The 12456-nt window shown below is 60.3% G+C and carries 12 protein-coding genes; 2 read left to right on the top strand and 10 right to left on the bottom strand.

Going from position 1 to position 12456, the window contains the following annotated elements:
* Positions 1-140 precede the first annotated feature (140 nt).
* The 3 genes from MRX98_RS02825 to MRX98_RS02835 all read right to left on the bottom strand — a co-directional run bounded on the left by MRX98_RS02825 (position 141) and on the right by MRX98_RS02835 (position 3235).
* Positions 141-1406 (bottom strand): MFS transporter, encoded by a 1266-nt coding sequence (locus tag MRX98_RS02825; RefSeq protein WP_246902845.1) that lies wholly within the window; start codon positions 1404-1406, stop codon positions 141-143.
* The gene (locus tag MRX98_RS02830) at positions 1403-2431 is read right to left on the bottom strand and encodes a bile acid:sodium symporter family protein (protein WP_246902846.1); all 1029 of its coding nucleotides are present in this window, start codon (positions 2429-2431) and stop codon (positions 1403-1405) included. Before MRX98_RS02830 ends, MRX98_RS02825 begins: the two co-directional genes overlap by 4 nt.
* Positions 2432-2641: 210 nt before the next feature.
* Positions 2642-3235 carry a flavin reductase family protein gene (locus tag MRX98_RS02835; RefSeq protein WP_246902847.1) on the bottom strand — a complete coding sequence of 198 codons (594 nt, stop codon included), beginning with the start codon at positions 3233-3235 and terminating at the stop codon, positions 2642-2644.
* Positions 3236-3484: 249 nt separating this feature from the next.
* Here MRX98_RS02835 and MRX98_RS02840 point away from each other — a divergent pair, with 249 nt between their 5' ends.
* Positions 3485-4750, top strand: a complete 1266-nt coding sequence (locus MRX98_RS02840; RefSeq protein ID WP_246902848.1) for a hypothetical protein — start codon at positions 3485-3487, stop codon at positions 4748-4750.
* 4 nt (positions 4751-4754) lie between these two features.
* Here MRX98_RS02840 and MRX98_RS02845 read toward each other — a convergent pair whose 3' ends face one another.
* Complete coding sequence (locus tag MRX98_RS02845; RefSeq protein WP_246902849.1) at positions 4755-5777, bottom strand: cyclic nucleotide-binding domain-containing protein; 1023 nt, start codon at positions 5775-5777, stop codon at positions 4755-4757.
* 296 nt (positions 5778-6073) lie between these two features.
* On the opposite strand from MRX98_RS02845, the gene MRX98_RS02850 reads away from it, so the two are divergent.
* A complete protein-coding gene (locus MRX98_RS02850) occupies positions 6074-6841 on the top strand; it encodes an acetoacetate decarboxylase family protein (protein ID WP_246902851.1) in 768 nt (255 codons plus the stop codon).
* Positions 6842-7002: 161 nt separating this feature from the next.
* On the opposite strand, the gene MRX98_RS02855 is transcribed toward MRX98_RS02850, so the two are convergent.
* The 6 genes from MRX98_RS02855 to MRX98_RS02880 form a co-directional block, all read right to left on the bottom strand.
* On the bottom strand, positions 7003-7287 hold the full coding sequence (locus MRX98_RS02855; RefSeq protein ID WP_246902852.1) for a ComEA family DNA-binding protein: 285 nt from the start codon (positions 7285-7287) through the stop codon (positions 7003-7005).
* A 365-nt stretch (positions 7288-7652) separates the two neighbouring features.
* Positions 7653-8054 carry a universal stress protein gene (locus tag MRX98_RS02860; RefSeq protein WP_246902854.1) on the bottom strand — a complete coding sequence of 134 codons (402 nt, stop codon included), beginning with the start codon at positions 8052-8054 and terminating at the stop codon, positions 7653-7655.
* A gap of 140 nt (positions 8055-8194) precedes the next feature.
* On the bottom strand, positions 8195-9724 hold the full coding sequence (locus MRX98_RS02865) for an AMP-binding protein (RefSeq protein ID WP_246902856.1): 1530 nt from the start codon (positions 9722-9724) through the stop codon (positions 8195-8197).
* A 57-nt stretch (positions 9725-9781) separates the two neighbouring features.
* Positions 9782-10180 (bottom strand): universal stress protein, encoded by a 399-nt coding sequence (locus MRX98_RS02870; protein WP_246902857.1) that lies wholly within the window; start codon positions 10178-10180, stop codon positions 9782-9784.
* Positions 10181-10264: 84 nt separating this feature from the next.
* Complete coding sequence (locus MRX98_RS02875; protein WP_246902859.1) at positions 10265-11080, bottom strand: ABC transporter ATP-binding protein; 816 nt, start codon at positions 11078-11080, stop codon at positions 10265-10267.
* 74 nt (positions 11081-11154) lie between these two features.
* A complete protein-coding gene (locus MRX98_RS02880) occupies positions 11155-12375 on the bottom strand; it encodes an ABC transporter substrate-binding protein (RefSeq protein WP_246902861.1) in 1221 nt (406 codons plus the stop codon).
* Positions 12376-12456 lie beyond the last annotated feature (81 nt).

Here is a 12456-nt window from a genome sequence, read left to right on the forward strand (position 1 = left end):
ATGGCATTCAAACGCTTGCACGCCGACACGAAGGGTCGCGCACAAACCAATGGGAATCGATACTGATCCCGATGCTGCTTTAGCCCGTTTGTAATCTTCCTTGGGCTTTTTTAAACGCATTGGTGTTTGCGCGAGATGTACTAACGTCCACGTCCAGGACGGGCGAAGAAAATGGCCCCGGCGGCCAGAAAAGTCATCAGGCCGGTGATCAGGAAGGCCACCCGGTAAGTGCCGGTGGTGTCGAACAGGTGGCCCGCCAGGATGGGCCCCACCGCGCCGGCGATCATCATCACCGGGTTCATCACCCCCTGGATCTTGCCCAGGGCACTGCGGCCGAAGTATTCGGCCCGTATGGCCGGCATCAAGGGGATGTTGCCGCCGAAACCGATGCCGAAAAGAAAGATGAACAGCCACACCCGGGCCATGGAGTCGGCCCTCATCAGCACCAGCATGCCGGCGCCCATCATGGTGTAGGAGGCCATGAACAGGTAGCGTTTGTCCCAGTAGTCCCCCAGCACCCCGAAAAGCAGGCGGCCGATGATGCTCACCAGGGTCAACAGTCCTATGCTGATGGCGGCGGTTTCCACCGGGATCCCGGCATCGGTCAAAGCCGGGACGGTATGGACGGTGACGGTGGCGTGGGCCATGCCCTGGAAGAAAAAGGCCAAGGCGATGAACCAGAAGGTGGAGGAGCGCAGCGCCTCCGCCAGGGTGTAGTCGGCACCGCTCGTGGCCCGCATCGACGCCATGCCGCCGATGAAGCCCAGCAACCCGCGCCGGTCGGCCGCGCCTTGCAGGGGCGCGCCGCCATCGGGCTTCAATCCCATATCTTCGGGTCGTTCCCGAACCACGAACGCCAGGGGAATCACCAGGCACCAAATGAAGACGCCCATCACCACGAAGGCCGTGCGCCAACCGAAGTGGGTCACCATGATGGCGGCCAAGGGGGCGCAGATCAGCCCCCCCAAGCCGGCGCCCACCGACAGCATGGCCATGGCCATGGAAAGCCGGCGGTCGAACCATTTGGCGATCACCGTCCAGGCCGGCAGGTAGAGCATGGCGCTCATGCCGGCCGAGAGCACCACGCCGTAAATCAGATAAAAGCCCAGCAAGGATTGAATCAGGGGCATCATCACGAAGGCCGCGCCGGCGATGACCGCGCCGATGAGAATCAAGCGCCGCGAGCCGTATTTGTCCACGGCCCAGCCGACGATGGGCGAGGCGATGCCGCCTTCGACGCTGCGCAGGGCGTAGGCCCCGGCGGTCATGGCCCGGCTCCAACCGAACTCCCGGGCCATGGGCTTGAAGAAGACCCCGAAGCTGTAGAGCCAGGTGCCGTAGCCGAACATGCAGATGATGTTGGTGGCCAGAACGATCCACCAGCCGTAGAAGACCTTGCGCTTCATCGTGTTTTCACGGCGCGGGCATCGCCGTCGCCGGCGGCGGCCGACGCGGTTTGCCGCCGCTTGTTGACCAGGTTGATCAATACGCCGCCGGCCAGCAACTGCAGCGGATGGTAGAACATGATGGGCAGCAGAATCAAACTCAGGCCGGGATGGCCGGCGAAAATCAGGTTGGCCAGCGGCGCACCGGCGGCCAGCGTTTTCTGCGGCGCGCAAAACCAGGCGGCCATGCTGTTTTCATGATTGAAACGCAAGAGGCGGGTGCCCGCCACGCTGAGCGTCACCGCCGCAGCAAACAGTAAGATTGCGCCCGCCGCAGCCACCAGAGCGATTTCAGTCCCCTGGGCCGACCAGATGTTCTGCTTCCAGGAGTTGCAGAAGGCGGCATACACGATGAACAGAATGATCAGGCTGGCGGCGGTGGAGAATTTCTTCTTGTGGCGGTCGACCCGCTTGCTCACAAAGGGTCGCACGATTTGTCCGGCCAACAGCGGCGCCAGCAACATCAGGGAGATGTCCAGAAACAACTTTCCCAGGGGCAGGCTCTGGCCGCCGGCCTGGAGCCAGATGCCGATCCACATGGGAGTGATGAAGATACCGGCCATATTGGCGAAGGTGGAGTTGAAAACCGCTCCGGCCACATTGCCGCCGGTCATGCCGGTGTAGGCCACCGAGGTGGCGATGGTGGTCGGCAACACCGCCAGCAGGATGAACCCCAGCCGCAACTCTTCGGTCATGCAGGCACCGCCCACCGTCACCAGCACCAGGGCCAACAGAGGAATCACCAGGAAAACGAAGACCTGGACGAAAAGATGCAGCCGCCACTGCAGCAAGCCCATGCGCAACACCTTAAGAGATAGTGTCAGTCCTTGAAAGAAGAAGATGAGCACCACCCCCAAGCGGGTCAGCACCTGGCTGCGCAGGACGCCGCCGGCGGCACCGGGCTCGGGCAATAGCCAGGCAAGCAAGACCACCGCCGCCAGGCCGATCAGAAACCAGTTTTGGGCCATCCATCGTTTCAACGCCACCTGTGCCTCCTGCTGCCGGATAAAAACGGTCGCCCGCGCAAGCCCTTGCAATGGGCGCCTGCGCAACGCGCAAGGGCGCCACTTTAAAGGGGGGACGGGGAGGTGTCAAGCGGCAAACAGGACAATGGGGTGCCCGGCATCGTACCCCCACCGATTATCGGTGTGCGCCGCAGGCCGAAGGCCGCCAGGGATGCGCGCCCCCGGAGAGCCCTAAAGTTTGCGCCGGGCTTTGGTTTTCGGTTTTTTGCGAACGGAAAAGCCGAAGGTGCCCAACATGCGCCCCAGTTGATAGTAGCGGCCGTGGGCGTAACAGATCGGGTCGGCATGGGAAAGCTGGAAGGCCCCTGTGGCGGGATTCATCAAACCGGCGTCGGCATTGACCGCCACCACTTCGGAGACGAACATGTGATGGCTCCCCAAGGGCACCACCTCGCGCACCCGGCATTCGATGTTCAGTGGGGATTGGGCAATGAGCGGCGCCGATACGACCCGAGCCTTCTCGCGAGTCAAGCCCATGGCCTTGAATTTATCTTGATCCCGGCCGGATTTCACCCCGCACCAGTCGGTGGCGAAGGCCAGAGCACGGGTGGTGAGGTTGATCACATATTCGCCGCCGGCCTTGATCAAACCGTAGGAAAAACGTTCAGGCCGCACGGAAATATAGCACAACGGCGGATCGGTGCAGAGGGTGCCGGTCCAGGCGATGGTGATGATGTTGTCACCCAGCCGCGCGTTGCCGCAACTGACCAATACGGCGGGCAGAGGATAGATCATGGTGCCGGGCTTCCACGCTTCCTTGGCCATCGGGCGGGCTCCTCCTCCTATCCGGCCGACGGTGCCGCAGGCGCGCCGGGCCGAGTGTGCACAGTTATATAACGCCACAGGCCAAAGAAGGCGACACTTTTTTGACATCAGCCGGCGGCCGGCTCCGCCCTACGCCCTTGACCCTTGAAATTCAAAGCTTATGTCCTCGCCACCGCCATCGGCGTGCAGGGCATGATCTTTGCAGAAATCGGGTTCGTGCGGTATTTGTTGATTATGGAGGAGGTCTCATTGCTTTTGCACAAGGGTCGCAATTGGATCATGGGGGTTGTCGCGCTGCTGCTGATTGCAGCGGCCAACATCAGTACCGCCGAAGCATCGGATGCCGACCGCCCCTTCTATAAAAAGCATTTGTTCCGGCAAAACAACGGCGCCGTGCGCGGCGAATACGCCTATGTGCTTCCGGTGCAGGCAGCGCCCGCCGCCTCGTCAAACCGCCGGGGCGCCGGATGGTCCCTGCATTTGAACGCCTGGAGTCAGGAACGCACCCTGGACGCCCCGGATCGCCGAAAACAGTTCAGGGGGGGATTGCGCCACGGCTATTTGCAATATCAGAGCGCCCGGGAGCGTCTGCGTTTCAATCTGGGCCGGCAGCTGGTCAAGGATGGCATCACACCGTCGCGGATCGACGGTCTGCGCATCGGCACCCAATGGAACGACCATTTCAGTGCCACCCTCTTTGCCGGGCTGTCCCCATTCCTGGCGGATGACGCAAGTGGTGGGCCCTATTTGATCTACGGCGGCAAAGCCACTTTTCAAGCCCACAAAAACTATCGCTTCAGTTTGAGCTATCAACGCGAAAAAAGCGGCGATGCCAAAGCAGCCGCCCACGTCGACATTCACGATGACGCCCGCTTCACCCTCAAAGGACTTTCCGGCGGCAGCGTGGCCGGCAGGGCCTGGAGTGAACACAGCTATGCCGCCGGTTTGTTCCTGGACCGTTTGCGCATTGCCCCCACCTACCAACATTTTCAATACCGCAACTTCGCCCAACGCTACCGGGGTGAGGTAAACCGCTTCGGCTTCGTCAAGGACGATAATGAAACCATTGAAATCGCCGGCAGCGATCTGATCTGGCAGGCAAAGGGGCCTTTGAAACCGGGTTTTCGCGGCCGGCGCTACGCCTATGAACTGCTCGGCGAAGAAGCGCTCTACATGGCGGGACTGCTGACCGTCGATCTGGTCGGCGGCAGCAGCATCGGCATGGAGATCGGGCAGATGGACGGGCACAGCGCGGTCAACAATCACTATCTCTACCGCGGCTTTGTGCATTGGCGCAACCCGCTGCGGGTCAATGGCTTTTTACGCGCCGAAACCCATTACACGGTTTATGAAAACGGGGTGACGGGCAGCGATGAGGGCTTGCAATTGGCCCTGAGCGCCGGCAGCCGATTCCGGCAGGAGGCGGTGGAGATCAAACTGTCGGGCACCTATTGCCGGGATCCGTTCACCGGCGAGGCGCTGGCGGCGGCCATCACCTTCAACGTCAAAGGCTGACCACTCAATCCATCCCGGCGGCGATCGCAGAGATGGTCTTGATCGCATCGTCGCTCAGATTGCGCTGCAATTTCAGGTGCACGCTGTACTCATCCAACGGATGGCTTTGGACACCCTGCACCAGCCCGATCAAGGTCACCGTTTTTGGCCGCTCTCCCAAAGGCACCTTGAATCGCACCTGCAGCGTGCGCCCGATCAACCGGCGCATGGCCTGGGCATTCTTGGCATGAAAATAAAAGGACAAACCGCTCTTGGAAATATCCCATATTTCAGCCGTAACCGGACTGCCGGGCCGCTCCCGGTCATCCATGGGCAGCACCTGGAAAACAGCCTTGGTCGAGAAGTGAATCCGTTTGTGCCGGCGCCGGTCCAACCCTTTCTGGCGCAACCATGAAAAGATCCCCCGGCCAACCTCACAGACCGCCTTCAATTTTTTGCCCATCAGCGGGAATTCGTGTTTGAAGGCCGCCAACCGGGACCGGTCCAAGTAACTCAATGCGGTGTTGCCCAAACAGACGGCGGAAAATGTACAGACGTTGACCGAAAAAAAGGTGTCTTCACCCACCGTATCGCCAGGCCCCAGCGATTTAATGAACAAGCGTTTGTTGCCGTTGTCGTGGAACAGCTGCACCTGTCCTTCATTGATCAGGTAGAGACGATCATTGGCCCTACCCTGCTGCAGAAGCGTCTCGTCCGGCCCCGGGATGATGGTTTGCAAACCAAAAAAGAAGGCATTGGCCTCTTCCGCCGAAAGCCCTTTGAAAAAGCGGTCCCACCGCTGCCGCAGGGCAGGGGTCAGGGCCTTGCTCTTCTTGTCTTCGATCAGCGCGTTGAGGGACGTGATCTGGGACAGGGCAAAGCTGTCCACCTCATACATCCGGTCGCGCAAGGCCTCCGCCTTGGCGAAGGCATGCGCCCGAGCATGGGCCATGGCCGCTTCGAACAGCAGATCCAGCGCCTTGTCCTTGCGTCCGGCCTTGAGCAACGCCTTTACCGCCTGCTGCTTTGCGCCATCATCGTCGTTCATGGTACCACCTCACATCCGTGAATCAGAACTGGTACCGTCTTGCCGCCGGCCTGCCGCGGCATGGCCCCGCCGGGCTACCGACATAGACACGACGGCACCCCATACCGGGGGCAATCCGGTACAAACACATCATCGGCCGATAGCGGCTGAATATTAAGCAGTTAGGAAAAAAAAGGGAAAAGGGCATTTCGTGAGGCCTGCAAAACACCGGGCTGAAATTTGCGCCTCGCTTTACTTGGAGCCGTTAGGGAGGGTATAAGGGGCGGACTATATCCGACAATCCGAGGGAGGGCGCGATGGGTCAGGAATTCTTCGAAGGCGTGCGGCAATGGGTGGTCACACATCAGGACATGACAGCCAAGATACCGGTCTTTTACTACGACACCACCTCGATGACCGCCATCTATACCGCCGCCACCCGGCAGGTCAAAAAACGCCTGCCGCTGCGCCGCATGCACCCTGTCGAGTTGCGGCCCGGCCGTTGCCTGGTGGCCTTCTCGGCCTTCGAATATCGCAGTTGCGACATCGAGCCCTACAACGAAGTGAGCATCGCCTTTCCCATCACCTTCGGCCGGCCCCAACTGCCCTGGTTGTCCGCCGCCTGGCAAGCGGCCCGCCGTCGTATCAACGCCTACGTCTGGCAACTGCCGGTCTCCACCGAAAGCGCCCGGGCAAGCGGTGTGGCGCTTTATGGGTATCCCAAATTCCTGGCCGAGATCGAATTCGAAAAAGCCGAGCGGCGCACCACCTGCCATTTGACCAGTGACGACGAACCGATCCTGGCCCTGACCGGCAAGATACTGTCCACCCGCCCGCAAAAACGGTCCCGCATTCGCACCTACTCCGTGCTGGAGGGAACGCCGCTGCTGGCCAACATGGTGTTCAATCCGCTGGCCATGGCCTACAGCAACGACAAACACGCCGCCCTGGTACAAACCGGCACCCGGCACCCCATCTGCAAGGCATTGCGCGCCCTGGAACTGTCCGAATATCCGATTCATTACCAATACAGCCCTGTGAACCAGAGCATTTTATTCCCGGCGCGCAACCTGCTCGACAAATGAAGCACCGGACCGGCGGCACAACGGCTGGATAAAAAAAAGCGGGCAGCGGCGTTGCTTCGCCGCTGCCCGGGAGGGATGGCGGGACACTCGCAAAGGGACTCATACTGCGGTTTTCAAATGGGGTTCCATCCACGAATGGGTCGACGACCCACCGCGTTTTCCTACTCTTGCTGCACCAAAATGCGATCCTTGTTCTTTTCAACCGTTTTGGCACCGATCCCCTTCACATTCAGCAAATCCTCAGCCGCGGCAAAGGGCCCGTTCTGCTCCCGGTATTCGATAATCCGTTGTGCATAGCTTTCGCCGATACCGTCGAGCAGCATCAGCTCGTCCTGGTCGGCACTGTTGATGTTGATCTTGCCCGGCACGTCCGCCAGGACGGGAACGGTCCCTGCCACGAACAGCGCCACCAAAAGCAGCGCCACTACCTGAATCACCTTTTTCATCTTTCCTCCTTGCTTCCTCGAAGCCCCTTCGGCACATGCCGCCTACCCCACACAAAAATTAACGGCTCACCATGACAACACCCCCAAACCATGTCAACGCTGAAAGAGTGGTCCCAAAATACGTCCCCCACCTAAGTACCGCATAAAGGGGGACGTTCATGAATTTATGAATTTAACGCTTGAAAAGGAATCGGACAAAGGTGTCGTATTTGCGAAACGATGAGAATGGTTTACCCATCAGAATAGTGGACGGTGGATCCATCGGAAAGGACGAACGACGTTGTGTCAATAGACGGCCACGGGCGGGTGTATCCAACACAACCAACTGTTTTTGCAACACATAATTAACGCGCGGTGGGTTGACGCTATTTGGTGGTGGTCACCGGACACGGTCCACGAAGAATGACAAATTGGGCCGTGGAGCCGAGAAAAATTTTCTTGGTGCGCGATTTTTTTTCGATACCCAAGAAGATGTGCGCCACGTCGTTTTCGGTGGCGAATTTGACTAGGTCCTCACCGGGGCCGAGGCCTCGGTTCAAAAGGTGGATTTCGCAGGCGACCTTTTCCTTCTTCAGGTAATCCTTGGCCGATTGCAGTTTTTCATCCAAATAGGCGGTGTCGGCCATGGCGTTCTCCGATCCGGTTTCCAGGCTGGCGACCACATACACTACGGCATCCGCGCTACCGCGAGCCGCCTTGGCCGCCAACAGCAATGCCCGTTGGGACGCGGGGGAATCGTTGTATCCCACCATGAATTTGATCATCATCCACCCCCTCCTTGACTGGCACCCACGCCAACACACGGTTTTTGCAACACAACAGCTTGAGCATAGCCGTTATGGCGTTTATGTGCAAGAGGGCGGTTCGCCCCGGAATGCCTGCCTCCCTTGGAGCAGTGGAATACGAGTTATGCTTTGGGCTTGCCGTGCAGCTGTTTGACCTTGGCGCGGTCGATTTGGCCATCGGCGGTCAAGGGCAATTCGGCGACAAAAGAGACCAACTGCGGTTTCTTGTAGCGCGCGATGCGTTCGCCCACGAAAGCGATCAGCGCCTCGGCCGTCAGCGTGCGCCCCGCCTCGAGACGGCACACGGCCTTGACCGCTTCGGTCCATTTGGGATCGGGCACGCCGATGACTACCGCCTCCGCCACGTCGGGATGTTCCAGTAGAACCTTTTCCACCTCGGCCGGGTAGACATTTTCGCCGCCCGGCTTGATCAGTTCCTTGTCGGCTTTGCGCGCCACGTACCACAAATAACCGTCCGCGTCGAAGCGGCCCATATCGCCGGTGTGGTGCCAGCCGTTGCGGAAGGTGTGGGCGTTCTCCGCGGGCAACTGCCAATAGCCGAGAAACACCATGGGACCGCGAATGGCAATTTCGCCGGTCTGCCCCGCTTCCACAGGCCGATCATTGTCGTCAAGCAACTGAATGTCCACCAGGGGGATAGGCCGGCCGGCCGACCCGGGCCGTTCGTCGTAGCGGCTCAGGGTGGCCACCAGACTGGTTTCGGTCTGCCCGAACATCACGTAGAAAGTGCCGCCGGTCAGGGACTGGTAGCGCGCGATGACCTCGGGCGTGTCCACGCCCAGCACGGTGCGCAGCGATCCGATGGCGTCGTTGCTCTGTTCCACGTGGGCCAGCAAGGTTTGCAGCATGGGGGCGAAGGCGAACAGCAGGGAGACTTTGTGGTCGGCGATCAAACGGGCGGCCCGGGGGGCATCGAATTTGGGCATATTGATGTTCAGGGCACCGGCGTGAAAAGCGCAGAAGGCCATCCCTAGACCGGCGATGTGAAACAACGGCAATGGGTTGAGGTGGACATCGGCGGGCGTCAGGCCCAGCAGGTACATCAGTTGGATGTTGGCGGTGAGCAGGTTGCGGTGGCTCAACAGGGCGCCGCGCGGGTAACCCGACACCGCCGCAGTGTAAATGATCACCAATCCGTCATCGGCGGACACCGCGTCCGGTGGCGACCAGCCGCCGTCGGGCAACGCTGGTTGCGGCAGCTCGCTAAAGGGGCCCTGTCCCGGTTGCAGATTGAAAAAGGCGGTCTGCGCCTTCAGTTCGGGTTGCAGAGCCGCCACTTTTTCAGCCTCTTCCGGGTCGGCCAAAACAATCCGGGCGCCGCTGTCGTTGAGAATATAGGCCGTTTCCGCCGCTGACAGCCGCCAGTTGACCGGCACCAGGATGGCCCCCAGGGCCGCCGCCGCGCCATAGAGCACATAATAGGGCAGGCAATTTTTGCCCAAAATACCGACCCGCTCCCCCTTGGCCACCCCGGCGGCGGACAACCGCGCGGCGGTTTGCTCAACGGCCCGACGGTACTGGGTAAAGGAGAGGGATTGGTCATCGTCGGCCTCCATCCAGGCCGTCCGGTCCTGGTAGAGCCGGTCGTTTTGTTGAATGACGGCATACAGGGAAAGATCGTAGATACCCATTCTCATGCTCCTATTGCGATACGGCGGATTTACGCCGGTTCCACAGACCGCCGCCGTCTATTTGGTGGTGGTCACCGGGCAAGTGGCTTTCAAAATGATGTATTGGGCGGTTGAGCCCAAAAGCAGCTTGCGGGTACGGGATTTCTTTTCGACCCCCACGAAGATATGATCGATGCGGTTCTCCCGGGCGAAGAACACGATGTCCTCTCCCGGCGACATGCCACGGGCCGTTTCCCACACCTCATGCGTTACGCCGGCGGCGCTCAATCGGTCCCGGACCTCCTTCAGTGCCTGCTGCACACGGGCGATGTCTTCCGGCTTTTCACTGTGCCCGCCTTCCATGCTGGTCATGACGAACAGCGCGGCGTTGAAGGTCGCTGCATTCTGAATCGCCAACTCAAGTGCCGCCCTGGCCGGCTTGGAACCATTGTAGGCCACCAGAAAACGCCTTTCCATGACCGCATTCCTTTCTGCATGGCGAAGGGATCCCCCGCGCCGACAGGTAACCGCCACACCGGCCGACCGATGATGCCGGACACGCTAGATCCAGCGCTTGCGCCGCTTGTAGGACTTGATCTCCTTGAACGATTTGCGCCCGCCCCCCCGCGTCAGCCCCATGTAGAACTCCTTGACGTCCGGGTTGTCTTGCAGCGTTTTGGAGGGCCCTTCGAGCACGATCTTGCCGGACTCCATGATGTAGGCATAATCCGAAATTTCCAACGCGGTGCGCGCGTTCTGCTCGACCACCAGGATGGTGGTGTTCATCTCCCGGTTGATGGTGCGAATGTTGTCGAATATCTCCCGCACCAGTAACGGCGCCAATCCCAAAGAGGGTTCGTCGAGCATCAGCATTTTGGGCGACGCCATCAGCGCCCGGGCAATGGCGATCATCTGCTGCTCGCCGCCGGAGCAGTATCCGGCGAGCCGGTTGGTGATTTTGGCCAGGCGCGGAAAGTGCGCGTACATTTTGCGGTGATCGGCCTTGATCTGCCGGGTGCTGTCCTTGCGGGTGATCGAACCGGCGCGAATGTTCTCGTCCACGGTCAAATGCTTGAAGACCCTGCGGCCCTCGGGGACCATCACCGCGCCCAGGCGCACGATTTGGGTCCCCAGCACATTGGTGATGTCCTGGCCCGCAAACCGCACGTAGCCGGCCCGGATGAAGCCGTTCTCCGGTTTGAGCAAGCCGCTGACGGCGCGCAGGGTGGTGGTTTTGCCGGCGCCGTTGGTGCCCAGCAAACTGACGATCTGCCCCTGCGGCACATGGAGGCTGACCCCGCGCAACACCTGGATGATGTCGTTGTAGACCACCTCGATGTTGTTTACTTCAAGAATCGGTGGTTGTGCGTCGGACATTGCGGCTCCTGTACCGTGACAACCATGGGCCGGCGCGTCGGCAATCCGCACCGGCGCCACGGCGCGATCTGTGGCTACTCGACCTTGCGCATATATTCGGAGCGGAAGGGCGCGTCCACCGCATGCCACTGGCCATCCTGCACCCGATAGAGCTGCAGACTGTCCACCCCGGCCCGATCTGTGGCGGAATAGGTGACCGGCCCCACGGTGGTTACGGGGTAGAAGGCGTTCAGGCCGTTCATCTGGTTCAACTCGGCGGTCAAATTGACCCGGTTCACCGGATTGCCCTTGGCCTTGCAGCGCCGGATGGCTTCGAAGGCCACCTGGGCCACCATGATGCCGTTGGTGTAGTTGTGGCTGTTGGCGGTCTTGTCGTCCCGGCCGTAGCGTTCGGCCAGAGCCAACTGCGCTTCGGTGCCCACGCCGGGCACGCTGGTGAGCCGATAGGAGGTGGTCCAGAAGAAGTTTTCCGCGGCGCTGCCCGCCAGGGCGATCAAATCGGTGCCGCCGGTATAGTGGGCCCCCATGAAGGTGATTTTATCTTTTTCTCCGAAGGTCTGCGCGATGATGCCCAGGCGCTCGGCATCGTTGAGGAAGGTGGCCACGGGACTCTGCACCGTCTGAGCGATAACGAACTGCACGCCCTTGCTCATCAAGCGCTGCAAGGTAGCGGTGCTATCCAGGTCGGTGCCGTGCTCCACGGTCTCCACGATCTCGATGTTCAGTCCCGCCGCCATGGCCTTCTCCAGATCGGCCACCGGCCCGCGCCCGAAGGCGGACGGGTGAATAAACAGGGCCACCTTGGCCTTGCCGCCGTCGAAATGGCGCGCGATATATTCGGCCAGGCCGATGCACTGTTCCGAGTAGGAGGCGATGGGCAAAAAGATATAGTTGCTGTCCTCCACGTTGCCCCGATGAAACGATGCCGGAAGGGTCGGAATTTTCTCCTCCTCGAAATCCCGCTTCAATGCCAGCGTCGATCCGGTGGAGTAGTTCAGATAGATCGGGATGCCCATGTCCAGGAATTCTTCGAAATTGCGTTTGGTCACGTCGTTCTTGTATTGGTCATCGCGGATGGTGCAGTCGATGGTGTCCTTGCCCAGCAGTTTCTCTTCGTTGACGTACTTGAAAAAGTCTTCCACCCCTTTGGCATAGGGCTGCCCGGCGTCCGAGGTGGGACCGGACATGGCCAGCGACAGGGCGATCTTGATCACCTCCGCCCGGCTGGGCCCCGCCGCGGCGAGCAGCAGACAAACAACGGCAATGCCGATCAGAAAAATCTTCATGTGTTTCATCGTTTCCTCCTTTTGGTTGGCTTTCCTCACGACGGGTTTACGACGATGGGGCCCGATGCCGCCCCTTTTCTCCCGGCAGCC

Origin of the sequence: Desulfatitalea alkaliphila (genome assembly GCF_022968795.1) — a bacterium.
Classification (GTDB): Bacteria; Desulfobacterota; Desulfobacteria; order Desulfobacterales; family Desulfosarcinaceae; genus Desulfatitalea; species Desulfatitalea alkaliphila.